Origin of the sequence: Pelorhabdus rhamnosifermentans (genome assembly GCF_018835585.1) — a bacterium.
Taxonomy (GTDB): Bacteria; Bacillota; Negativicutes; order UMGS1260; family UMGS1260; genus Pelorhabdus; species Pelorhabdus rhamnosifermentans.
The window spans coordinates 430,923-455,546 of sequence record NZ_JAHGVE010000001.1; the positions used below are offsets into that span (position 1 = coordinate 430,923).

A 24,624-nucleotide genomic window follows, 5' to 3' on the forward strand; every position below is an offset into this window, starting at 1 on the left:
TGTATGGTCTATCTCGTTTTTTTACAATAAATAGAAAACAGCTATTTGTCTAGTAATGGACAAATAGCTGTTTTCATACTCTAAAAATATTTAGCATTGTTTCATTTTAACTTATTCTAGACAATTCATGTTTCGATGTGCCGGAGCGATCATCCAATTGAAGAATAGCAATGCACCTGCTTCGCCAAGCAGCATGATGATTGCCATCGGCAGTGCATTGTTGCTCCCGGCGATACCTACGAGCGGAGCCATGACTCCACCCGAGATCATCGAGAAGAAACCGATGAGTGCTGAAGCACTGCCTGCATTCTTGCCATGTGCTCGCATCGCAAGCGAGAAGCTTGCCGCACCCATAACGGATATTGTTGGAATCGTAAAAATCAGTGCGATGAGCACGATGCTCAACGGAGCCTTGCACCAGAAACAGCCCATGAGAAGAATACTGCCCATAAATGCCTGCACAAGCGACCACCAGAGCATTGTTGCGTCCGATACACGTCCCGCCAGGCGTCCGCTTAACGCGCCGCCAAACATGATCGCCACACCGATCCCGCCGAAAATCCCGCTATAGACCTGCGCAGAGACACCATAAATATTCTGAAACACAAAGGATGACCCCGAAATATAAGCAAAGAACGCTCCAAATGCAAAGCACTGCATGAGGCAATGACCGAGAAAATACCGATCACTTAGCAGTCTGCCAAAACTCTTGAAGCTCGAATTGATGTCGGCAATACGCTTTTCCGTGGGCAGCGTTTCCTTGAAGATAAAAGATGCGGCAGTAAGCACCAAACCGATGCATACGAGGAAAGCAAAGATGCCTCGCCATGAGGCCACGAGCAGAATCTGGCCGCCGACGATCGGCGCAAGGATAGGTGCGAGTCCGTTCACGAGCATGAGCATCGAGAAAAATTTCGTGAGTTCCGGCCCCTCACAGACATCACGTGCAATCGCACGTGCGATAACAATGCCGACTGCACCGGCAAACCCTTGAATAAAACGGAATGCAAGAAATACCCAAATGGACGTCGCAAATACGCAGATGAGCGTTGAAAGTGCGAAAACAAGAAGACCGACAAAGAGCGGTCCGCGGCGACCGTTCATGTCGCTGATTGGGCCAGCGAAAATTTGCCCGATGGCCATACCTGCCATTGTGGCTGTAAGCGTGAGCTGGACCATCGACGCAGCGACGCCGAATTCATTTGGCATGAGCGGCAGCGCGGGCAAATACATATCCGTCGAAAGCGGTGCAAGCGCCGCAAGTAACCCTAAAAAAATTGTGAGCCAGACCCGTCTTTTTTTATTTTTTACTGTCATAAAAATTATCCTCCTAACTCAAAATGTTAGTTATCAATAACTAACACAGAATGATCAAAAATATCACTGCTGTATCCCGCGTGCAAAGCACTTTGCGCCAAAAATGATTTCTTCTTTTTTGCTGATAGCAGTGATTGGACCATATACATCCATCATTTTATTACAGAATAAGCCGAAGTTAAAACTCATGAAATAGATTGCAAGTTTTTCGTTGTCTGCCTTGAGAATCTTGCCCCGCGTATACATCTCGTCGAAATATCTCACGAGAAACTCCTTGAGCAGGCTCGGATCCTTTTTTACATCGACATCGAAGGCAAGCAAATTCTTGCTCTCCTTGAAACGGATAAGGATGGCCTTTTCATTGCGTAAGTTGAAATGATACTGCATCTCCGCCAAGAGCAGCAGATCATGCTCCAATTCCCAGGTAAACTGTTCACGAAGGCCGTTTTCTATAGGATACTCAAAGGAATACTGTTTCATGATCGCTGTAAGGATCGCCTTTTTCGAGCCGAAATGGCGAAATACTGACATCTCGCTCACATCAGCGGAGGCTGCAATATCTTTCATCGTCGTCTCCTTGAATCCTTTATCCGCAATGAGCTCCGTTGCCGCCTGCAGGATCTTCTCCCATGTCGACAGATTTTCTGTATGCATATGGGCCTCCTATTTGTTAGTATTAACTAACATTATAATATTTCAGGAAGATTTGTCAAATAAAAACTGCTGCATATCCTTCCCGAGCTGTATCCTCCAGACTCTCAGCCAGCTGGAATTCTGTCTTTTTAGGCTTACTCACTTTCTTTAGCATTTAGAAAAGTTTCTTAGGAGCCAAGATAACAATGGTGTTGCATATTTTGGGCACAGCAGGACAACTTGTTGAGCTGATTAAACAACTGAGAGTTAAGCGTAATAAAGAAGATAGTCCTACAGTTTCGGCCTATCTAAAAAAGTCGGGAAAGTTACGAATTTATGGCTTTTTATTATTTGTGCTTTGTTTTAAAGGAATATTTTGGGCGGATGTCCAAAATGTAATTATATTAAAATATGCAGGGAGGTTATTAGCATGAAAAAAACATTAATTTTTTGTGTGATATTTATGCTTTTTCCAACAATCGCGCTTTGTTCCACGACCAAAGTTTTAGATCGAGATACAGAATTACATCCGCAAGGTTGGACTGCTGGATCATTAAAATTTAAACAAGGTACGGCCGTAGAATTAAACGAATGTGGGGAAGTAATTTCCGGCGTATTAAAGTCTTACGAGAATCTACGTCCAGCAGGAAGCGGTACCACAGGCTTTGGTAGCTGGGGAACACCTAGCCATGGCGGTTACCTTTCTTTTAAAGGAGATAATTTCATCACTATATTTGATGAACATGGGTATGTAACCTCTGGAACCATCGGCGAAGATAGCGATATATATCTATGCCCCAACAATGAACCAATGGTTAATTTTAAATTTGGCACAGCTGTCTCATTTGATAAAGACGGTAATTTAATAAATGGAACACTCAAAGAAAATACTTATTTACGTCCCGCTGGCTGGAATAAATTGTCGGCAACAAACAGTGACGGCGGTTTTTTGAAATTTCAGGCTGGAACTGAAGTTGTTTTTGGTCCTAATGCCCAGGTCATTAAGGGAACAATCATGGATGGTTTAACGATAAATGGAAGAATATATCCAGCAGGCACGAAACTGCAATTTAGTGAATCCGATAATCCGCAACGAATTTAAGCAGATAACGATTTTTTACCCACTCAAGGGATGGATTTGTAGAGATTAAATAAGGGAAGAGGAAATCTTTATAACAGGGAATAGTTGTTTAAAGGGATAAAATGAACGGAGTAACATATCTTCTTAAAATTCTAAAGGTGGAATTTGTATGATTCCAATTTTGACTTCTGGCAATAATAAAAAATGGAGAAAAATCTATTTTAGAAGAATAGGATGAGATAATGATGCCTAAAGAAGACGAAAGTAAAAACAAACAAATACTAAAAAAAAACTAAGCAAGCTCCAATATGAGGTTACTCAGGAAAACAGCACAGAGCCGCCTTTTCAAAATGAATACTGGGACAATAAGCAACAAGGTATCTATGTCGATATCGTATCAGGGAAGCCTTTATTTAGCTCGTTAGATAAATACGATTCTGGTTGTGGGTGGCCTAGTTTTAGTAAACCATTATATCCAGGAACAGTGCAAGAAAAAATAGATGCCAGCCATTCTATGACTCGTACAGAGGTGCGTAGCACTAGTTCTGATTCCCATTTAGGACACGTTTTTGCTGATGGGCCTCTACCTATAGGTACGCGCTATTGTATCAATTCTGCAGCCTTGCGCTTCATCCCCAAGGAAGATTTATGCAAAGCGGGCTATGGGGAGCTTGTACGGTTATTCGACATGGAATAAAATGAGACTAGATCGACCTGAACAGAATTCGAAAATTAGATTTGACAATATATAGCATCGATGTTAATATTAATTCAAACAATCGTTTGTTTGTAATGGATAAATAATTAACGATGTTTTGATGCAAATGAAGGGGCTTGTTATTATGAGAACCAATACTCAATTAAAACTGATTGAAATAGCAACACCACTGTTTGCTACTAAAGGATTTGCCGCAGTATCTATTCGCGAAGTAACCGATGCAGCACAAATTAATATATCTGCAATTTCCTATCATTTTAACGGCAAAGAGGGTCTCTACGAGGCTGTGCTAGAAGAACAGCTAACCCCTATTCAGCAGGCCCTAAAATTAGCGCAAAATAATATTTCTCTCTCATCCATTGAGCGACTAACATTATATGCTGATCAGATTGCGCGTATCCATGCTCAGCGGCCTTTTTTAGCTCGGTTTATGAACAACGAGATGACTAATCCCACGGATTATGGCGGACCTGTTATTGAAAAGTATATTTCTCGGGTGTATCAGTTTATGCATATTGCCCTGCAGGAGGGTATTGCCAACGGTGATTTCCAACCTGACTTGAATGTTGCTTACGCAGCGGTTTCTCTGGTTGGAATTCTAAACTTTTATTTTATTGCCAAACCTCTTATTCAAAAATTTACTCTTTTAACGAAGGATGCCAATTCGGAATATACGACTCATGCTTTTCGCATTTATCTGCATGGCATTATAAATAAAATATAGAAATAAGAGCCATACGAAACAAGATTTTATCTGACATCAAACAAACGATTGTTTGATGCCGTCAAGGATGATTCATACAACTTCGTAGCATATGAACTCCAATACTTGTGAAAAGGTGATACTATGAAACTTACTGCGAAATTTATTAAAATCTTCATCGTGCTTTTGATCGTCCTCGGCGGAGTCGGTACCTATTATTATTTGCACCGCGGCGAAGTATCAACAGATGATGCTACTATTGATGGTCGAACCGTAGTTTTAAGTCCGAAAGTGCAAGGCTATGTGAAAGCCTTGCATATTCAAGACAATCAGCTGGTTAAGGCTGGCGATGTTCTGATAGAAATCGATCCGACGGATTATATTGTCCGTCGTGATCGAGCCAAGGCTGCGTTAGCGGCTGCCCAGTCGGCAGCTAATGCTTCCCATAACAATCTGGAGACAACCACCGTTTCTGCTCCTTCAAATATTGATGCGGCACAAGCTCAAGTAGCATCTGCTCAGGCAACCTGGGAAAAGGCATTAGCTGACAGACAGCGCATGGACAGTTTGTTCAGCGCCGGTGCCTGTTCTCAGCAGCAGCTTGATCAGGCCGTCGCAACGGAAAAATCCACGCGTTCCACTCTGGACCAAATGCGCGCCGCTCTTCATTCGGCCAATACGGCACCGAGTGTGATCGCAGCGGCCCAAGACACGAGTGAGCAATTGCAGGCCCAAGTCAAGCAGGCCGAAGTCGATCTCGCACAGGCTGAAAATGATTTGGCCAATACTAAAATTATTGCCCCTATGGATGGCCGTATTACTAATCGTAGCGTGGAAATCGGCAACTATGTACAAGTCGGTCAACAGCTGTCCTCGCTGGTCGGAACGGAATTATGGATTGTTGCCAATTTCAAGGAAACCCAGCTGGAACATATGCAGCCCGGTCAACCTGTCGATATCCAGATTGATGCTTTCCCCAATATAAAGCTGCGCGGCAAAGTTGATAGTATGCAAGCTGGAACGGGAGGTCGCTTTTCTCTCTTCCCGGCAGAAAACGCTACTGGCAACTTTGTCAAGACTGTGCAGCGCGTTCCCGTGAAAATCACATTTGATAGCATAACGGATGACGCTCTCCATTTAGGGCTAGGCATGTCGGTGACACCAACTGTCCATACAGAGAGCACAGTGTCGAAATTATGAATAGTGCTGTTTCTACTCCGCCTAAAGTCAATCCCTTTCTGGTATCAATCGTCGTAAGCCTTGCTGCCTTTATGGAAGTACTAGACACAACTATTGCCAATGTCGCACTTTCACACATTGCTGGATCGCTCGGTGCCAGCGCGGAAGAAAGCACTTGGGTGTTGACCTCTTATCTTGTATCTAACGGCATCATTTTGCCACTGTCCGGCTGGTTATCCGCCCTCATGGGACGCAAGAACTTTTTTATCTTTTGCATTCTGGGATTTACGTTAACCTCGTTTTTGTGTGGCATTGCAACTTCGCTGCCAATGCTGATTTTATTTCGATTACTGCAGGGCCTAGCTGGTGGCGGCCTGCAGCCGAGCCAGCAAGCCATCATCAAGGATAGCTTTCCGCCGGAAAAGCTGGGAATGGCGTTCGCAATTACGGGTATAACAACGGTGTTGGCACCGATTCTGGGACCGACTCTGGGCGGCTATATCACCGATAATTTTAGCTGGCGCTGGATCTTTTTTATGAACGTACCCATCGGTCTGTTAGCTGTTTTTCTAGTCAAAATTATGGTCCAAGATCCGCCAAGTGCACAAAAGCAAAAAGTCGGCTCCATTGATTATATTGGCCTCAGCCTAATCGCCTTGGGCCTCGGAGCACTGCAAATTGTGCTTGATAAAGGACAGCAGGAGGATTGGTTTGACAGTTCCTTTATTGTGATCTTTGCTTGTATTGCTGTTGTAGGTCTCACTTTGGCAATCTTTTGGATATTGCAACAGAAAAATCCCGTAGTCGAGCTGAAACTCTTTAAGATCCCCAGCTTTAGTTTGCCCTGCCTGATGATTTTCTTTGTCGGCTTTGCCTTGTACGCAAGTGCCATGTTATTACCCATGCTTGTGCAAACGAACTTTGGCTATGATGCCACTCTGTCCGGTCTTGTGCTTTCGCCAAGTGGAATTGCCACCATTATTATGATGCCTGTGGTTGGCAGGCTGGTAAACATAGTTCAATCAAAATATCTCATCTCTTTCGGCATGCTGCTTACTGCTTTCGGCATGTGGGCAACAGGACTATTGACACCACAGACAGATTACACTACTTTCGTTCTTGTACGTATTCTGCAGACAGTCGGCCTTCCATTTCTGTTTGTTCCTGCCAGCACACTCGCTTTCTCGAAAATCTCACCAGAAAGCAGCAGTAATGCTTCAGCGATTGTTTCTTTGATGCGCAATCTCGGGGGGAGTATTGGCATCTCGCTCGTTACAAACAAACTTATACACAGCCAGCAGATAGAGCAATCCTATCTGGTACAACATTTAACAATGGCTGATCCCGGCTATCACAGTGCGCTTTCGACCTATACACAGATGATTTCAGGTTTGGGTATACCATCGGCGCAAGCATCAACGGCGGCTATGGGGCACATTTATCAAGAACTTCTCCATCAAGCCAGTATTCTCGCCTACAGGGATGCTTATAACTTCGTTGCCATCATATTGGTGGTTTTGGCCGTCGTTGCTCTGTTTATGCCAGACAATGCATCGCAGAAAAAAAGTGCTTCCGCTGCATCACACTAAGACTGGGCACTCTTTAGCATATCGTTTTCTGGTAATTATGTTGAATGTATATTAAGACCATTCGTGAAGTGGTCTTTTTTTTCTGGGATGGCTTGAGTTATTAAGTCTGATTTTCTATACTTGAGGCAAAGGATTTATTATAGGCGGTATTAAAACGGAATATAGCAAAATAAAGGAGGACGATATAACCTGGGTAGACATTAATTAACATTAATTAGAGTTAGCTGAATCAAATGACTGGGATTGGAAGGCTAAGAAGATGGCTATCCATTGATTATTTGTAGGAAAATGAATTAAAAGTCCACCATCTTGGTAGGGACCATTATCTTTTGTAAATTGCCCTGTGTTTCCCTGATTCATATGAATGTCATGCATGCCATTTCCTGGCTTGAAACCAAAATACTGGTCGCGAAGTGCAGTTTCCGGTCCCCATTTTTGTCCGAATGCATATACTGAGGCGTCACTTGTCCGAATGGCTAGGTCAATGTATTTTTCGATAAGTTCAGCTAATTCATTGTCTGGACCTATGATAGGGTGAGCGATCTTCATTTTGCGGTAATCAAAAAGGTTGCTGCGAAGGTAGTCGAGCGCTATGCTGCCTGGCTTGCTTTCAAGAGCTGTATATTCTAAAGGAAGGTTTTCAAGTTGCGATAAAATGTCATGTGTAAAATTTTCATCAATATAGTATAGCAATTCGGGTGGTGATTGCTGAGATCTAACATTAATTGCAATTCGGTAGTCAAAATTATTATCGATAGCATGAACTTCATAATGAGATGTATCAGCTGCATGCATTCCTTGGAGAGGCTGGCACTTTAGGACGCCATATGATTTTATGGGCATACAAAATATCTCCTTTATATTATATTTTACATTTATTTACATTATAATTAAATATAATATACAAGTCAATGATAGAATACTACTATCTGTAGTCGTAAGCAGAGTAATTTGAAAGGTTTAGATATTCTGTGGCTAAAAATCGGCAAAGTTATGATTAATGTCACAATAGAACTTTTTTGCGTTTAAAATTAATTAGGAAGATAACGTATCGCTGAAAACGGTGTAGGATGGTAAAACCCTTGTTTATGCGGGGTGTGACCATCTTTTTTTGTACACGGAAGAGTTGGTAATAGTATCTTGCGGTATTTTTACGTAACATATCGTGTGTCAATTTCCAAGTGAAATATTCACTCTGTGGCGAAATATGACAATGGTCCTGTTTTTGTTTAAAAAGAGAATAAAACAGTATTTTAAACAAAACGTAATATTATATCGATAGGATTCAATAAAAAAATACCGAAAGAGTAAAAGGTTGTTTGGCGGATTAGCCCTGCGACTCATGAGGGACTAGAGGTGCAATTCGAACGGTCTACTAAACTTCTTAATTTATCGAAGATCAACATAAAAGGAGCTGCAGCATATTGAAAATAAAAAATATTAGGACGCGTTTGTTATTAAGCTTATTACCTTTGATTTTTGTGATATTAGCATTACTATCCAGCATGAGCTACTATCTGTCTAATCAGTCATTGACTCAAAGCGTGAATGAAACAGCTAAGGCAGTGGGGATGGATTATAGTGTTCGTGTGAAAAACGATATGGAACTCATGCTATCCCAACTGGATGGACTGGCAAATACACCGGCTTTTCGCGCAGGTGTAGATAAGGCGCAACTTATCAATGATATGGCCGAGATGAAAAAGCGGCTGGGGACCTTTGATCTTATTACCGTCATGACTCCTGATGGTGTGGGCGTCAATGATACGGGAAAAACAGTTTCCAATGGTGATCGGGAGGTTTTCAAAAAGGTAATTGCTACTAAACAGGCTGCTATTTCTGATCCGCTTGTTGCCAAGACAACTGGGAAATTGTCAGTTCTCTTAGCAGTTCCTGTTATCAATAATGGGCAATTAACCGGAGTAGTGACGGGAAGTGTTTCCTTAGAAGGACTTAGCAATATGATGAAAGATATGAAATTTCTTGATAGCGGATACGGTCAGTTAGCTGACAATTCCGGTGTAATTATTGCTCATCCGAAAAGTCAGGATTTGGTTGGTAAACTCAATTTAACACACAAGAAAGTCAATCCGGACATGAAACTGCCTCAGGCGGAACTGGATGATCGGTTGATTAATTTGTTTCAAAAAACCATTCAGTCAGGAAATCAGACTGAGGGGCGCTATACCTTTGTTGATGGTGTCAAACAAATTGCAGTATTTACCCCAATTGATCTGCCTGGAGATCAACGCTGGGTATTGACAGTAGCAGCACCAGAAGAAGAGGGCTCAAAAGCAACTAATCATTTGTTATGGATGATGCTTATCTTATCGATTATATGCATGGCTATTACGGTCATAGCCATTGCTTTTATAGCTAAAAAGTTCGCAAAACCTATTTCCGTGTTGAGAGATGAATGTCTGCTTCTTGCACAGGGAGACTTGCGTGAGCGTGAAGCAACCAGTTCTTCTGAAGATGAAATCGGACAATTGGCTAGAGGATTTCGGGACATGCGGACCACCCTGCGCGGTTTAGTAGGAAAAGTGCATTCACAAGCTGAACAATTGGCGGCTTCAAGTGAAGAACTGACAGCAAGTGCGGATCAGTCCGCACAGGCGGCAAATCAAATTGCTGTGTCGATTACGGATGTTGCAACAGGGGCAAAAGAGCAGCTGAGTGCAGCGCATACGACGTCTTCTGTCGTAGAACAGATGTCAGCTAGTTTAGAACAAGTAGCGGTTACCAGTAGTCAGGTGGCGGATCAATCAACTCAGGCTTCGAATCGAGCTGTTGAAGGCAACACAGCGGTAGAGAAGGCAGTAGGGCAAATGGCGAAAATTGAACAAACGGTCAATGTTTCAGCCAGAGTTGTAGCGGGACTTGGGGAACGCTCCAAGGAAATTGACCAGATTGTTGCGACAATCTCCGGTATTGCGAGTCAAACCAATTTATTAGCGCTAAATGCCGCGATTGAAGCTGCCAGAGCCGGAGAGCATGGTCGTGGATTTGCCGTAGTAGCTGAAGAAGTGCGCAAACTGGCTGAACAATCACAGAAGGCTACTGAGCAGATTTCTACGTTAATCGGTGAAATTCAGGGAGATACCGACAAAGCGGTAGTCGCAATGGATGAGGGTACTCGGGAAGTCCGATTAGGTGCTGAAGTAGTTAATACGGCGGGCCAGGCTTTCGAGAAAATTGTGACGTTGGTAACGCAAGTATCAGATCAAGTGAAGGAAATTTCTACTGCGATTGAGCACATGGCGGAAGATAGTGAGCAAATTGTGGGAGCAGTGAATCGTATCGACAACTTGAGCAAAAAGGCAACAGGTGAGGCGCAGACAGTATCAGCGGCTACACAGGAACAATCTGCATCTGTTGAAGAAATAGCTTCTTCCAGTCAAAGTTTGGCCAAGCTGGCGATGGAACTGCAAGAAGCTGTCAGCAAATTTCGTATTTAGAGTATAAAGAGCCGATAGGCCGTATCTTTTGAAGGATTGACTCATGGGGATAGTTCGTAATTGCTGAAAAAATCGAATGTGAAATAGTAGAGGGATGAGAGAATACATGGATTTGTTTATTATTTTTAAGAGCATTATTAAGGCCGGGCCGACGGTTTTGCTTCCGATAGTTATTTTTCTATTTGCCGTTTGTTTTCGACTATCTATAGGTAAAGCAATACAAAGTGCATTAACTGTTGGCGCTGCCTTTGCAGGGTTGAAGTTAGTTATTGAGTTTTTGGCAAAAAGTTTAGGTCCTGCAACAAAAGCGATGGTTACACATATGGGCGTTCAATTGAATGTGATTGATATGGGTTTTGCCACAGTAGCTGCCATTGGCTGGAGCTCGCCTATTGTGCCCTTGATGGTTTTAGCACTTCTAGGGACGAACATTGCTTTATTGCTGCTCAATAAGACGAATACCTTAACTGTTGATATTTGGAATTATCATCATGCTCTCACTGTTGGTACTTTCGTTTACTTTGAGACGGACAACGTGACTGTTGCTGTGGCAGCAGCTGCTTGTACAGGGATGTTTGTGTATAAAATGGCGGACTGGGCTTCTCCGCTCGTAAGCAAGTATTACAAATTACCCGGTGTCACAATTCCGGCTATTCATGCCTTGATGAACTTGCCAATTGCGGTTCCGATTAATTGGCTGTTCGATCGAATACCGGGATTCAATAAGATCGATTTTAACATGGAAACGCTGCGAAAATATTTTGGCGTTTTTGGACAACCCTTGATGATTGGTTTAATTCTCGGCGTGGGTATTGGTTTTTTATCTGGCTATGATCCCTATCAAGCTTTTGGTCTAGGCATCAATATGGCGGCAGCCATGATGCTGTTGCCCAAAATGACGCATTTATTTGTCGAGGGGTTAAAACCGATTTCAGAACAAGCCAGAAAGGTGACGGACAAGAAATTTAAGGGAAGAAAGATTCTGATTGGACTCGATCCGGCTGTTCTCTTAGGTGACGCTGCTGTTATTACAACGGCATTATTGATGGTGCCGATTTTGCTTGGACTTGCTGTCATTATACCCGGTAACAAGCTTTTACCTTTTGCTGACTTAGCTGCGCTACCCTATAAGGTAGCGATGGTTGTTGCTTTGACAAATGGGAATATATTCCGAAGCCTTATTTTATGTACTATTGCTTTTATTCCTTATTTTTACCTGGGAACATGGACAGCACCTATGGTTACGGCAGCTGCAACAACGGTCGGATTAGGTGACAGTATTCCAGCGGGCATGATGATTAGTTCGCTGACAGGTACGACGATGCCTATTACCTTTATCATTTATAAAGTATTTGTGGGAAATCTCATGATTACTGTGCCGATATTATTAGGCGTATTTTTCGCTATCTGGTTCTTTATGGAGAAAAAAGTGATGCCAAAAGTAGAGTTAAGAGATAGTATTTAGAGATATAGATATTCTTGTAACAGCGTATGGAATTAATATAAATGCTATTGTGGTGCTATTATTCCGGTTGACGGTGGCTATTTGGTAAATAAGCAGAAGCAGGGTGATAGGATTACTTTTGTTCTATTTATTTTATACCTGGGTCACGGTTTCCTTACTCATTTAATAGTTGAGATAGGTTAATTTGCAAGAATTTTGATACGGTAATAGGGAACGGTTATTTGTCTGGTAATGGACAAATAGCCGTTTTTGGCGTTTAAAATTGCTCGTATCGGATAGCTTTAATGGCTCATTTGCTGATGTGGCCTTTTAAAGATTCGTTGACAATCTGCATCATAGGGTATAATATAGTCAAAGTTAAGTTTAAAGGAGCTGGTTTTCTGTGGCGAATCCTGTAATTTCAAAAGTAAGAGCTCTTCATACCTATAGTAGTGAAACTGCTACCTATGCGGGGATAGCGACAAAAAGTCTCGCATTAGTAGGAATTGTTACTATCTCGGCACTAATAACTTGGGTAATGGGTTATGCAACCCCTGTTACGGCGACAGTTACCTCGCTTATGGGATTCATTGCGGCCCTTGCCATAAGCTTTCGTCCAGCGTGGGCTGGATTTTTGTCACCGCTTTACGCTATATTAGAAGGTATGTTTTTAGCCGCCGTATCAGTGATGTTTGCTAAAATGTATCAGGGGATTGTCATTAATGCCGTAATGATAACATTTGGTATTGCAATTAGTTCAGCGCTTATTTACGCAAAAGGGTATGTAAAAGTTAACGCAGGCTTTATGCGGGCCGTTTATATGGCTACGCTCGGTATCTGTATAACGTATTTCATTGAATTTATTTTAAGTTTCTTTGGTATTCATATCCCCCAAATACATCAAGGTGGACCTATTGGGATTATATTTAGCCTAATCGTAATTGGTGTAGCTACTTTAAATTTGTTTATTGATTACGAAAATATCAGTCAAAGTGTACGACAAGGACTACCGGCAGAATATGAATGGTTTTGTGCTTTTGCACTCCTCGTTACGCTGATTTGGTTATACATTGAAGTATTAAACCTCCTGCGTAAATTGAAAGAAGAATAATAAAGTACTGTGCATTGTACGGAACTCAGACTGTAGACAAAAAGACACTTTACGCTTTGCGTAGAGTGTCTTTTGCTTATTGTTAATGGGATTGATAGGCTATTACATAAACAGGATTGCCAAATTTGGAGATAAAGTCATTTTCAAAGTCTTTAATAGCCTTTAATTGCTCAGGAGAAAGAGTAGCAATATCACAATTATCTGATTTCATCAAAACAGCTCCTTTTGCAAAAAAAATTAGTGGAACTAAATTTAGTATGAACTAAACTTGGGCTATTTATTAAAGTAGATATTGGAATTCGTGTGAATGTCACAGCAAATCATGACACATGAAGGCAAAAAAGTGAATAGATATTGGAAACTGGAGATCAGTGCTATATTTTTGTTCTAAAAGCCGTTGCAAAAGTGTTACCTTTTTGTAAAAAATATGTAACCGTTAATAAACAGGTACGTAACATATTTTTCACAGATGAGGTAGTGGGGATGTTGGTCAGTAAACGGGTGATTAACAGACGGCTTACTTTTTAGTAATTAATCTTAAACATCTTCTAATTGGTATAATTTTTGCATTAGAAGTATTTTGCGATAAATTTATATTTTTATAAATCTACGTGGTAAATTACTGTCAAAAAAATCGAAAGGTGGTGATGCAAGTGCTAAAACATACAAGACCAACCTGCTCAGTAAGAACCAGGTTCCATACTGAAAAAGGATACAATGGCCGTTTCTGAGAAAGATACGGAAACCACGATTATTGTCTGCACACTATGTGAAAAAATTCCCAAAGCGAGTTGAAAATGATACAGTCAAATTAAAAATTTAGAAAAAAGTAATAGGAGTGATTATTTATGAGCCGATTCACAATTCCCAGAGATATATATTTTGGTAAGGGCTGTATGACTGAGGTGCTAGAAAGCCTATCAGGAAAAAAAGCTATTGTTGTAACAGGCGGAAGTTCCATGCAAAAATTTGGTTTTTTAGATAAAGTCATTTCCAGTTTACGAAAAACCAACATGGAAGTGATGCTTATTGAAGGCGTTGAACCTGATCCATCAGTGGAAACAGTTTTTAATGGCGCACAAAAAATGCGTGAATTTGAGCCTGACTGGATTATTGCTCTTGGGGGCGGATCACCTATTGATGCTGCCAAAGCGATGTGGATTTTCTATGAACATCCGGAAGCAACTTTTGATGACGTGAAAGATCCATTTACTGTTCCACTGCTTCGCAATAAGGCCCGTTTTGTTGCCATTCCATCTACCAGCGGAACAGCCACAGAAGTAACTGCCTTTGCTGTTATTACTGACTACAGTACAAAAATAAAATATCCTTTGGCAGACTATAATTTGACTCCTGATATTGCCATTGTTGATTCTGAACTTGCTGAGACGATGCCACCAAAACTTGTTGCCCACACAGGAATGGATGCCTTAACTCATGCATTGGAAGCCTATGTGGCTACGGCTCGTTCTCCCTTTACGGATCCCTTGGCATTACAAGCAATTCTCATGGTAAACGATTACATTTTAAAATCTTATCAAGGCGACTCTGAAGCTCGCGAAAAAATGCATATTGCTCAGTGTCTGGCAGGCATGTCATTTAGCAATGCCTTATTAGGCATCACTCACAGTCTGGCTCATAAAATTGGTGCCTGGTTCCATATTCCTCACGGCTGTGCCAATGCTATCTTATTGCCTTTTGTTATTGATTTCAATAAGAAGGTTTCACTGCAAAACTATGCTAAAGTTGCGAAAAATTTGGGACTTGCAGGATCATCCTCTGACGAACTTGTTGATAATTTGGTCAAGTTCGTTCAGAATTTAAATGAGCAGTTAAACATTCCGGCAACTTTGCAGGGCGCAGGTGTAACAACAGAGCTATTTAATAGTAGCGTGGATATCATTGCGGAAAATGCTGTTAATGATCCTTGTACAGGCTCAAATCCCCGCTTAGCAAGTGCGGAGGATTTGAAAAAAATACTAATCTGTGCCTTTAAGGGAGAAAAAGTAGCTTTTTAATGAATGAATTTATATATACGGCTTTCAAGTTGGAGTTTAGGTAGCTTATTTTAAGGAGTGGTTGAATGTTTAAAATCGTTGCAAAAAAAGTTTTATCACCCACAGTCAAGCAGTTTGCCATGGCTGCACCGCAAATTGCAAAAAAATGTCAGCCGGGGCAATTTGTGATTATCCGAATTGATGACGAAGGGGAACGTGTACCTCTCACAATTGCTGATTTCGACCGGGATAAAGGGATAATTACCCTGCTTTTTCAGGAAGTTGGGGCGTCAACCCAGCAGCTAGGGCAGCTTGAAGAAGGCGAAAGTATTCTCGATATTGCTGGTCCGTTAGGTAATCCGACGCGCATAAAAAAAATGGGAACTGTTGTATGTATTGGCGGGGGTATTGGTACAGCTCCTGTATATCCCATTGCCCGTGCCATGAAAGCAGCGGGCAATCGTGTGATTTCTATTATTGGTGCACGTACGGCGGAACTATTAATTTTTGAAGATGAAATGAAAAATGCCAGTGATGAACTCTATATTACAACGGATGATGGTTCCAAAGGAATCAAAGGGTTTGTAACAGATGTACTGAAGCGCTTAATTGATGAAGAAAAATTGGCCGAAGTCATGGCGATTGGTCCTGTCGTGATGATGCGCGGTGTTGCTGAAGTGACACGTCCTTATAAAATTCCGACGGTTGTCAGCCTAAATCCAATTATGGTCGATGGCACAGGTATGTGTGGCGGTTGTCGGGTGGCTGTAGGAAATGAAAGCAAATTTGCTTGTGTTGATGGACCGGAATTTGATGCCCATCAAGTGGACTTTGACACCTTAATTGCTCGTCAAAAAATGTATATTCCACTTGAGAAAAAGAGTTGTGAAAATGGAAGGGGGGGCTGCAAATGTCACCAGTCATGAAAAAACATGCCATGCCTGAACAAGATCCCAAGGTTCGAGCTAAAAATTTTAATGAAGTAACATTAGGATATGGTGAAGACACTGCCCTTGCTGAAGCACAGCGTTGTTTGCATTGCAAAACAGCCCCTTGTCGCCAAGGCTGTCCTGTTGAGGTAAATATTCCCGAATTTATTCAGCACATTAAAGATGGACAAATGGATGAGGCCATTAAAAGCTTAAAAAGCTATAATAGTCTCCCTGCCGTGTGCGGGCGTGTTTGTCCGCAGGAAGAACAGTGTGAAAAGCATTGTGTGCTGGCAAAGAAAGGTGAGTCTGTTGGGATCGGCCGCTTAGAACGGTATGCTGCGGATTATGCAAGAGAACATGGCGAGACAGTAACGGCACCACAGCGGGCAGCAAATGCACAAAAGGTGGCCGTCATTGGCGCTGGCCCGGCAGGTCTAACGGCAGCAGGCGATTTGGCTAAACTAGGCTATGCTGTGACGATATTTGAAGCTTTGCATGCGCCAGGTGGAGTCCTCATGTATGGCATCCCGGAATTTCGGTTGCCCAAAGCCATTGTGCAGCAGGAAATTAGCAATCTAAAAAAATTGGGTGTAGTTATTGAAGTGAATGCCATTATTGGCCGGACCTATACGATTGATGAGTTACTTGATGAGGAAGGTTTTGAGGCTGTCTTTATTGGGACAGGCGCTGGTTTACCGCACTTTTTACAAATTCCGGGTGAAAATCTAAATGGTGTATATTCGGCAAATGAGTTTTTAACGCGTTGTAATTTAATGAAGGCCTATCAATTTCCGAAAGCAGCGACACCCATTAAAGTGGGCCATAAGGTTGCTGTTGTTGGCGGTGGCAATGTGGCGATGGATGCTGCTCGAACGGCACTTCGTCTGGGAGCGGAAGAATCTTATATTGTCTATCGGCGATCCGAAACAGAAATGCCGGCTCGTTTAGAAGAAGTACATCATGCTAAAGAGGAAGGCGTGCAGTTTAGACTGCTAACGAATCCGCTTGAGGTTGTTGGAAAGGACAGCTGGGTTACGGGGCTTAGGTGCATGAAGATGGAGCTTGGCGAGCCTGATGCGAGTGGTAGGCGTCGTCCTGTAGAAATAGCCGGATCGGAATTTACTCTTGATGTAGATGTAGTGATTATGGCGATTGGTCAAGGGCCGAATCCGTTGATACAATCGACAACAAAGGGATTAGATACGAATAAACGCGGCAATATTATCGCTGATGAAGAGACAGGCCAGACTTCACGGCCGGGTATTTTTGCTGGTGGTGATATTGTGACAGGCGCAGCAACTGTTATATTGGCCATGGGAGCAGGCAAGAAGTCTGCTGCGGCCATAGACAAGTATTTGCAGGAAAAACGTCAGTAGTAGATTCACAGCTGATTTTGGAGCTACTATGGTACACGCCAATTCAATAATAGGAACAAGGAACAGCTATTTGTCTAGTAATGGATAAATAGCTGTTTTGGCGTTTGAGTATTTATCATGTGTGGAACATTACTGGTTTAATTCTGCTCAACATCGTAAGAATTGTAGCATGAAAATATCTTGCGGATGAACTTGTGTGCAGTCAAATATGATTGACATACCCGTCTTGTTATAATAAAATTTAGGTAATAAAATTTATTAATCAATTAATAAATTTTGATTAATAGGCAAACTTGCTGAAAGGCAAGGACGCAAAACTATGGGTCTACTAGTGAACGGTTTGCTAATGATCGCCAGGTTGCATTCTTTAATAAAAGAATACACTTGGTGTTTTTTTTATTTCGGAATATCTGTTATCTACAAATATAGGAGGAATATATATTGAAAATCTTAATTGTAGAGGATTCTAAGTTTTCACAAAAGGTTGCTACCCGCCTATTTGCCGAGGCATTTCCTGCTGCGGAGTTGATTTTGGCTGACAATGGTGTGGCTGGTTATGAGAAATTTATGCAGGTACATCCGGACGTTATTGTGACTGACTTATTAATGCCGCAGATGACTGGACAGGAAATGATTAGAAAGATCCGGATAGTAGATCAAAATATTCTTATTTTTCCATTAACGGCGGATGTTCAGCAATCGACCAAAGCAGAATTGGCGGAATTTAATATTACCGCTTTAATCAATAAACCGCTGAATCAGGAGAAATTGGTTTTGGTGGAAAAAATAGTGGGGGAAAAATTGCATGATGCTAAGTGAGATGCAACAAGATGCGCTTACTGAATTTTTTAATATATGTGTTGGTCAGGCTGCTGGTATGTTGTCGGAAATTGTTAATCGGAAAATAAAACTTTCCATACCTGTCATTGATTTATTATCTGCTGATGATATTACTGCTTCCTATTTCGATTCATGTATCGGTGACTCCTCAGGGCATGTTATGTCATCTTCCTTACAGTTTGGTCAAGAGTATAATGGAAAAGCTTTTTTATTGTTTCCCGTCGATCAGGCCAAGTTATTGGTTAATATATGTTTAAATGAAATTAGTGACAATGCTATCATTTATGATCAGCAGGAATTGCTTGATACTGATTTTGACGTTATAAAAGAAATTGGTAATATTATTTTAAATTCCGTGGTTGGTGGGCTTGGCAATCTGCTTGTGACGAAATTAACTTATTCGCTGCCGGAAGTTGAAATGCTTTTTGTTTCTACTGAAAAGCAAGCTGATTTGTTGCAAAACAATATATATGCATTCATGATGAAAACCATGTTTTCTATTGAAAATACCCAGTTTTCCGGGACTATACTGATTATTTTTGGAATGGATTCAGTTACCCGATTAATCGCAAAAATCGATGATATGTTGGAGGAAAGCGATGCATTCACTTCTTAATTGCCTGCTTGATAATTTGGCACACGGAATATTACTTGTCGATAAAGAGTATCGGGTAGTTTTGTGGAATGGGTGGATGGAACGCGTGAGTGGGTTAAACAAAGCGGATGTGATAGGGAAAAAAGTATCAGTAGTTTGTCCCTGCTTTGTAGAACTAAAGTTTAGGCGAATGCTAATGGATACCATTGTTCGCGGTCAAAATTGTTTTTTTGCGGGAATATTGCACCATGATTTTGTGTCTCCCAAGAATGTAGAAATTTCTCAAGAAGCAAAACGGCAAAATATGCAAATCGAAGCATTTTATCATCAAGGAGAAACATTTGCTTTGATTCAAATTAATGATATCACAGTACAATATCGGCGAGTTCACTGCCTACAGAATATGATCAAAAGATTAGAAATGGATGTTAAGGCTGTGAAAAAAGCGGAAGAAAGAGCCAGACAGAGTGCTTTGTACGATCCACTCACTGGGGTGTGCAACCGGAATTCGCTCTTTGAGCGTCTGGAATATGTAATGAATCAGGCGAAACGTGCTGGTTGGCTGGTGGCAGTCCTATTTATTGATCTGGATGGGTTTAAAATAATTAATGATATGCATGGACATATTACAGGTGATAATCTTATTAAAGAGGTTGCTGTTCGCTTAAAGCAAACAGTACGGCAGACCGATATTGTTGCCCGATTTGGTGGAGATGAATTTGTTGTTATTTTGCCTAATATTTACGATCCCGCCGAGGCAAATTATGTTGGTCAAAAAATTCGCCATTCCATTGATGAGAAATTTAATTTAGATGGTAAAATAGTGAGTATAACAGCTAGTATTGGTATTAGTCTTTATCCCTCTGATGCCGATAATGTCGAGAATTTGCTTAAAAAGGCGGATCAAGCTATGTATTCGGTCAAGGCTTTTGGTAAGAACGATTGTCAGTTTGCCTCTACCATGTGAATTTTATCGTTTTATAATAATATTAAAAAGCTATTTGTCTAGTAATGGACAGATAGCTTTTTAATACACCAAATTCCAGATAAATCAGCCAAAATACAAATAATGCGAGTAAGTATAGAAGTTTGTCTCCAGAAGCAACAACTAAGTCAAGCTGCATCAATCTTACTAAAGGCCAAGAATGCTTGAGCAAAGCGTTCTTGGCCTTTTTAAATCACGGGATGGCTGTATATAGGAAATCTAAAAGATAATCTAAAATTAACGTAAGCTGCCTTGTTTGAGTACTGAAGCATTAATACAATGAAGGAGTAAGATGTCTTAAAAACTGATATCTGAGGTGTGCTATGGACAAAACAGACGCTTTGGTGTTTTCACTTATCAATCATACCCGATTGCGTAGCAAGATGCTGGATTGGTTCATGTTCTCGCTCACTCAGCTTGGCGAAGGTTGGAAAGTTCTTTTGTTGATGACCGGAGTTTACTATGGCAGCGGTTCGGGGGGATCCTGGTACGTTCAATCCCTGGTAACAGTCCTAGCGGCGGGAGTAATCTGTCAAATTATAAAAAAATACTTCCCCCGATCAAGGCCGGTATCTGTTTTAAAAAATGTAAATGTACTCGGCAGAAGGCTTACATCAGGGTCTTTTCCATCTGGTCATACTGCAACCGCTTTTTCTCTGGCTGTCGTATTCAGTTCTCAGTGGTTAAGTATGACGCCATTATTCTTGGCTATGGCAAGTCTTATCGGTTTGACGCGAGTGTATGTGGGTGCACATTTCCCGCTGGATGTTTTTTGCGGAGCGATTATTGGACTGAGTATTTCCAGTATGACAATGACTTTTTTGCATGTCGCTCCTAGCTACAACATCCAGCATCCAATGGCTTTAATATTCGGAGCAACATTCCTGGTTGCCTTAGTTTTGCCTCTTTTACGTGGCTATACTTTTGCTAAAATGTCAACTCGACTTAAAGAGAAAATAGTGCGGGTGCAAACAAGATTACAGAGGAGATAATTTTATTGATAAACATGCTGATGAAATTTGCTTTAGTAGGGTTGTCCGGTGTTGGAATCAACATGGTGGTGTATATGTATTTCATTGCTCTGAACGCCAATTATTTGGTCGCAGCCTGTTGCTCTTTTGCTGTTGCAGTGACCAATAATTTTTTCTGGAATGTATTATGGACTTTTAGAGGCCGCGCGGAAAATAGAAGTATCACAAAAAAATACCTGAGTTTTTTTATTATCAGTAGTGTGAACCTAGCGGTTAATCTACTTGTCCTGCAGCTCTTGGTGGAGTACATTCAGATCAGTGAAACCTTGGCACAGCTTGTGTCTATTGCCTTGGTCAGTGGTCTAAATTTCCTGTTAAACTATGGGATTACGTTTAGTGAAAAGCGTTGTAAGCAAGAAAAGGAGGCTTCCGTATCTTATGAAGCTGATTGTTATACCAACTTACAATGAACGCAAGAATTTAGCAGAATTGTTGGCGCTTATTTATCGGCAGGTCGAGGATTTTCATGTCCTTATTGTTGATGATAATTCACCTGATGGTACGGGCGAGTTAGTTCGTGAACTGATTCAGAGTCATTATTCCGATAAGCTGTTTTTGCTGGCACGGTCCGGAAAGCTGGGGTTAGGGACAGCCTATATTGCTGGATTCAAATGGGCGTTAGAGAGGGATTATCAATATATTTTTGAAATGGATGCCGATTTTTCTCACAATCCTAAATACTTGAAACAAATTCTCATAGCAGCCGAGAACTGCGATCTGGTACTTGGCAGCCGCTATGTTCCCGGTGGTGGAGTTACAAACTGGAATGTTATTCGCCGGATGATCAGCTACGGTGGAAGCCTGTATTCCCGTCTGATTTTGGGACTTCCGTTTAAAGATTTAACTGGCGGGTATAAATGCTTTCGCCGGGAAATATTGGCGAACATTGATTTGGATGATGTTCGATCCAACGGTTATTCTTTTCAAATTGAGCTGACTTATCGTGCTTACCTCAAGTCCTTTACTATTCGAGAAGTGCCAATTATTTTTGAGGAGCGAGCGGCGGGAAAATCGAAAATGTCCCGGAAGATTTTCATAGAGGCGATATGGATGGTCTTAAAGTTGCGGGCTGCTAAAAATCACTTGAAGGCTTCGGGGCCCAAGTCCATTTTCTGCCCCAAGAAAATGTTAACACATCCATGATAGGCAAAATCCAGAAGGAGCTAATTCTACATGAATTTTAAATCTCCACCATCCATAGTTACATTGATTATCATAAGCGGTACTTTGTTTCGAATCGCTCTGGATGGAGTGATTGGTCTCGGAGTGGATGAGTCTTATGTGGTATCCATTGCCCGTAATTTCAGCCTGAGTTATTTTGATCATCCGCCACTGCATTTTTGGATAATTTGGCTGACTAATCATATTACAGGTAGTGAAAATGGGTTGGTGTTACGTCTTCCATTCATTGGCATGTTTGCTGCTATTACCTGGATGATGTATCGGCTCGGCAGCAAGCTTTTCGGCGAGTGGGCCGGGGTTTATGCTGCCTTGCTTTTAAACGTCTCCGCCGTTTTTAGCCTCAGTACGGGTAGCTGGATTTTGCCTGATGGGCCATTAATGTTTTTGATGATGGCGGCTACCTTGGTGCTAGCGCGGCTGTTTTTTGAGCCTACTGCAAATTCGTCTTGGGAGTTATGGTTGGCAGCTGGTTTGCTGATCGGATTGGGTATGCTGGCAAAATATCATGCTGTTTTTCTGATTTTCGGCAGTCTGCTTTTTATGCTAACTACAAAAGAATGCCGAGGCATGCTGCTCACTCTGGGGCCTTATCTTGCTGTAGGAGTTGCTGCGATTGTATTTTTGCCAGTAATACTCTGGAATCAGGAACATCACTGGATATCCTTTTTGTTTCAAAGTGGCAGAGGTGTCGCTAAGGGATTTTATCCGTTAAAAATGTTGGGTAACATCGCGGGGCAAGCAGTATGGGTTTTGCCCTGGATCTGGGTACCCTTGGTTTGGGTTTTGTTGAAAGCAATTTTCGCCGGCCCGGGTGATCCAAGAAGGAATCCACTTCAGAATAGACAGTGGTTTCTATGTTGCTTGGCTAGTGGGCCGATTACCTTATTTACAGCAGCAACGTTATGGGGGGCTCAGGGGCTATTTCATTGGCAAGCGCCTGGATATCTTTTGGCAATGCCTTTGCTGGGCCGTGCTGTAGTCGGCTGGGCGGAACGGGATAATGGTATTATCCGGAGATGGCTGACAGCCTCAATAACTATTTTTTTACTGATAATCGTTGTACTCGGCAGTCATACGGCAACCGGCTGGATGCGACAGGTTCAGCCCCACTGGTTCGAATCAGGCGATCCGACCACAGAGGCGCTAGACTGGAAAAGTTTGCCGACCTATCTTACAGAGCAGGGGTTATTTGATTCCAAGGCTCAATTTGTTGTTGCCGCCCATTGGATCGATGCGGGAAAACTGGATTATGCCTTAGGTGGTAGATTTCCGATTCTTTGCTTGAGTAATGAACCCCATCATTTTGCATTTCTGCACAAACCGGCTGATTTTCGAGGTAAGGATGCTCTTATTATTGGCCGAAAAGCCATTATAGAACAAGTAATACCGCTGTATCGGTCTTATTTTGATGACATCCAGTTCGTGGGAATGATACCTGTTACACGCGCCGGAATACCAGAGTTTGATCTCGTAGTGTTTTATGCCAAAAATTTCAGCGGAACATTTTCGATGCCCTATGGACAATAACGTAAATGCGTGGGAGGATAACTCATGAAAACATTGTTGGCAAGCTTGGAGCATAGGGAAACCATTGGTAGGGCAGTTATGTTAGCGTTGCTTGTAGGTGTAGTCACAAGTATGATGGTTCTTATCATTGAGCCGTCCCATAATTATGTGATTTGGTCTGTGGCAAATTTTCTGGGCGGTATGGGCAATGACCTTTTTCTGATTTTTTCCAACCTATTCATTATCGGTTGGGCTTGGCGTAGGCGTCTGACGAGCGTAATTAAACTAACTTTGACGCTAGACCTGTTTGTTTGGATTATAGTGCAGGGGATCAAACTGATTCATTTGGAGCCGTGGTATCTTAGACCTAACGGCGGTACTGGCGGTTTTCCTAGCGGTCATGCGACCCATGCCTTCGGCATGGCATTTTTGCTGACGCTCTATTTTCCGCGACTTGCCTGGCTTTGGTATTCCTGTGCTGCTGCCATATCCTGGTCAAGGGTGGAGACCAATTGGCATACGGGATTTCAAGTTACTGCCGGAATTGTGCTGGGAGTTGCCCTGGTTTGGGGGTTGGTCAGTCGATGGCTTAAACATCCTGACGCTGTGATCATCCAATCTCAGCCTTTGGAAAAACGGAATTCGCCACTTGGCGAGCAACAGTCTTATGCTGTCGAATAACCGATACACGGTATTTTAAGAGTGGACTTTAAGGCAGATACCTTGTCGGTAATAACAATTGGGGACGTTCTCTTTTTGTCACATAGTTGACAAAACAAGAACGTCCCCAATTGTCATTTTGCAAAGGTATCCCAGATTTTCCCAAAACGCTCAATAGGTTGCAGGAGTTCTTTCCTTTACCAAAGAAGTCTAAACAATATTGACATGATGGGCAGTATAGGTATCTTTCTCTCACTATATTTATTTTACAAGTTTCTGTGAGGTGA

Annotated in this window: 23 protein-coding genes, 1 pseudogene and 1 riboswitch; of the genes and pseudogenes, 20 read left to right on the forward strand and 4 right to left on the reverse strand. The window is 41.9% G+C overall.

Annotated features, from left to right (window positions below; genetic code table 11):
• Positions 1 to 111 precede the first annotated feature (111 nt).
• Complete coding sequence (locus Ga0466249_RS02060) at positions 112 to 1,317, reverse strand: multidrug effflux MFS transporter (protein WP_215827765.1); 1,206 nt, start codon at positions 1,315 to 1,317, stop codon at positions 112 to 114.
• A 63-nt stretch (positions 1,318 to 1,380) separates the two neighbouring features.
• Positions 1,381 to 1,971 carry a TetR/AcrR family transcriptional regulator gene (locus tag Ga0466249_RS02065; protein WP_215827766.1) on the reverse strand — a complete coding sequence of 197 codons (591 nt, stop codon included), beginning with the start codon at positions 1,969 to 1,971 and terminating at the stop codon, positions 1,381 to 1,383.
• A 185-nt stretch (positions 1,972 to 2,156) separates the two neighbouring features.
• Here Ga0466249_RS02065 and Ga0466249_RS02070 point away from each other — a divergent pair, with 185 nt between their 5' ends.
• From Ga0466249_RS02070 to Ga0466249_RS02095, 6 genes and pseudogenes are all read left to right on the forward strand, one after another.
• Positions 2,157 to 2,384, forward strand: a complete 228-nt coding sequence (locus Ga0466249_RS02070; protein ID WP_215827767.1) for a hypothetical protein — start codon at positions 2,157 to 2,159, stop codon at positions 2,382 to 2,384.
• The gene (locus tag Ga0466249_RS02075) at positions 2,381 to 3,052 is read left to right on the forward strand and encodes a hypothetical protein (RefSeq protein WP_215827768.1); all 672 of its coding nucleotides are present in this window, start codon (positions 2,381 to 2,383) and stop codon (positions 3,050 to 3,052) included. The genes Ga0466249_RS02070 and Ga0466249_RS02075 overlap by 4 nt, the downstream gene beginning before the upstream one ends.
• A gap of 265 nt (positions 3,053 to 3,317) precedes the next feature.
• A pseudogene (msrB, locus tag Ga0466249_RS02080) lies at positions 3,318 to 3,728 on the forward strand (peptide-methionine (R)-S-oxide reductase MsrB); the annotation flags it as partial.
• A 145-nt stretch (positions 3,729 to 3,873) separates the two neighbouring features.
• Entirely contained in the window at positions 3,874 to 4,473 is a 600-nt protein-coding gene (locus Ga0466249_RS02085; protein WP_215827769.1) for a TetR/AcrR family transcriptional regulator, read from the forward strand.
• A 123-nt stretch (positions 4,474 to 4,596) separates the two neighbouring features.
• Positions 4,597 to 5,652, forward strand: coding sequence for an HlyD family secretion protein (locus Ga0466249_RS02090; RefSeq protein ID WP_215827770.1), 1,056 nt, complete (start codon positions 4,597 to 4,599; stop codon positions 5,650 to 5,652).
• The gene (locus tag Ga0466249_RS02095) at positions 5,649 to 7,220 is read left to right on the forward strand and encodes a DHA2 family efflux MFS transporter permease subunit (protein ID WP_215827771.1); all 1,572 of its coding nucleotides are present in this window, start codon (positions 5,649 to 5,651) and stop codon (positions 7,218 to 7,220) included. The genes Ga0466249_RS02090 and Ga0466249_RS02095 overlap by 4 nt, the downstream gene beginning before the upstream one ends.
• 210 nt (positions 7,221 to 7,430) lie before the next feature.
• Here the strand turns inward: Ga0466249_RS02095 and Ga0466249_RS02100 are convergent, their stop codons facing one another.
• Positions 7,431 to 8,063, reverse strand: coding sequence for a YukJ family protein (locus Ga0466249_RS02100; RefSeq protein WP_215827772.1), 633 nt, complete (start codon positions 8,061 to 8,063; stop codon positions 7,431 to 7,433).
• A 581-nt stretch (positions 8,064 to 8,644) separates the two neighbouring features.
• On the opposite strand from Ga0466249_RS02100, the gene Ga0466249_RS02105 reads away from it, so the two are divergent.
• The 3 genes from Ga0466249_RS02105 to Ga0466249_RS02115 all read left to right on the forward strand — a co-directional run bounded on the left by Ga0466249_RS02105 (position 8,645) and on the right by Ga0466249_RS02115 (position 13,233).
• Positions 8,645 to 10,678: a methyl-accepting chemotaxis protein gene (locus Ga0466249_RS02105; RefSeq protein ID WP_246588330.1), complete on the forward strand. Its 2,034-nt coding sequence runs from the start codon at positions 8,645 to 8,647 to the stop codon at positions 10,676 to 10,678.
• A 106-nt stretch (positions 10,679 to 10,784) separates the two neighbouring features.
• Positions 10,785 to 12,143 carry a PTS galactitol transporter subunit IIC gene (locus tag Ga0466249_RS02110; RefSeq protein ID WP_215827773.1) on the forward strand — a complete coding sequence of 453 codons (1,359 nt, stop codon included), beginning with the start codon at positions 10,785 to 10,787 and terminating at the stop codon, positions 12,141 to 12,143.
• Positions 12,144 to 12,525: 382 nt separating this feature from the next.
• A complete protein-coding gene (locus Ga0466249_RS02115; protein WP_215827774.1) occupies positions 12,526 to 13,233 on the forward strand; it encodes a Bax inhibitor-1/YccA family protein in 708 nt (235 codons plus the stop codon).
• A gap of 82 nt (positions 13,234 to 13,315) precedes the next feature.
• On the opposite strand, the gene Ga0466249_RS26960 is transcribed toward Ga0466249_RS02115, so the two are convergent.
• The gene (locus tag Ga0466249_RS26960) at positions 13,316 to 13,444 is read right to left on the reverse strand and encodes a hypothetical protein (protein ID WP_281422556.1); all 129 of its coding nucleotides are present in this window, start codon (positions 13,442 to 13,444) and stop codon (positions 13,316 to 13,318) included.
• A gap of 637 nt (positions 13,445 to 14,081) precedes the next feature.
• Between Ga0466249_RS26960 and Ga0466249_RS02120 the strand changes: the two genes are divergently transcribed.
• From Ga0466249_RS02120 to Ga0466249_RS02170, 11 genes are all read left to right on the forward strand, one after another.
• Positions 14,082 to 15,251 (forward strand): iron-containing alcohol dehydrogenase, encoded by a 1,170-nt coding sequence (locus Ga0466249_RS02120; RefSeq protein ID WP_215827775.1) that lies wholly within the window; start codon positions 14,082 to 14,084, stop codon positions 15,249 to 15,251.
• A 65-nt stretch (positions 15,252 to 15,316) separates the two neighbouring features.
• A complete protein-coding gene (locus Ga0466249_RS02125; RefSeq protein ID WP_215827776.1) occupies positions 15,317 to 16,156 on the forward strand; it encodes a sulfide/dihydroorotate dehydrogenase-like FAD/NAD-binding protein in 840 nt (279 codons plus the stop codon).
• A complete protein-coding gene (gene gltA / locus Ga0466249_RS02130; protein WP_215827777.1) occupies positions 16,141 to 17,538 on the forward strand; it encodes an NADPH-dependent glutamate synthase in 1,398 nt (465 codons plus the stop codon). Before Ga0466249_RS02125 ends, gltA begins: the two co-directional genes overlap by 16 nt.
• 276 nt (positions 17,539 to 17,814) lie before the next feature.
• Positions 17,815 to 17,904: riboswitch (cyclic di-GMP riboswitch) on the forward strand.
• Between the two features lie 75 nt (positions 17,905 to 17,979).
• On the forward strand, positions 17,980 to 18,357 hold the full coding sequence (locus tag Ga0466249_RS02135) for a response regulator transcription factor (RefSeq protein WP_215827778.1): 378 nt from the start codon (positions 17,980 to 17,982) through the stop codon (positions 18,355 to 18,357).
• Entirely contained in the window at positions 18,344 to 18,994 is a 651-nt protein-coding gene (locus tag Ga0466249_RS02140; protein ID WP_215827779.1) for a chemotaxis protein CheC, read from the forward strand. The genes Ga0466249_RS02135 and Ga0466249_RS02140 overlap by 14 nt, the downstream gene beginning before the upstream one ends.
• Positions 18,978 to 19,940: a GGDEF domain-containing protein gene (locus Ga0466249_RS02145; protein ID WP_215827780.1), complete on the forward strand. Its 963-nt coding sequence runs from the start codon at positions 18,978 to 18,980 to the stop codon at positions 19,938 to 19,940. The genes Ga0466249_RS02140 and Ga0466249_RS02145 overlap by 17 nt, the downstream gene beginning before the upstream one ends.
• 341 nt (positions 19,941 to 20,281) lie before the next feature.
• A complete protein-coding gene (locus Ga0466249_RS02150) occupies positions 20,282 to 20,950 on the forward strand; it encodes a phosphatase PAP2 family protein (protein WP_215827781.1) in 669 nt (222 codons plus the stop codon).
• A gap of 14 nt (positions 20,951 to 20,964) precedes the next feature.
• Complete coding sequence (locus Ga0466249_RS02155) at positions 20,965 to 21,399, forward strand: GtrA family protein (RefSeq protein WP_246588385.1); 435 nt, start codon at positions 20,965 to 20,967, stop codon at positions 21,397 to 21,399.
• Positions 21,368 to 22,132 (forward strand): polyprenol monophosphomannose synthase, encoded by a 765-nt coding sequence (locus Ga0466249_RS02160; protein ID WP_215827783.1) that lies wholly within the window; start codon positions 21,368 to 21,370, stop codon positions 22,130 to 22,132. The genes Ga0466249_RS02155 and Ga0466249_RS02160 overlap by 32 nt, the downstream gene beginning before the upstream one ends.
• A 30-nt stretch (positions 22,133 to 22,162) precedes the next feature.
• Complete coding sequence (locus Ga0466249_RS02165) at positions 22,163 to 23,698, forward strand: ArnT family glycosyltransferase (RefSeq protein ID WP_215827784.1); 1,536 nt, start codon at positions 22,163 to 22,165, stop codon at positions 23,696 to 23,698.
• A 24-nt stretch (positions 23,699 to 23,722) separates the two neighbouring features.
• A complete protein-coding gene (locus Ga0466249_RS02170; protein WP_215827785.1) occupies positions 23,723 to 24,358 on the forward strand; it encodes a phosphatase PAP2 family protein in 636 nt (211 codons plus the stop codon).
• Positions 24,359 to 24,624 lie beyond the last annotated feature (266 nt).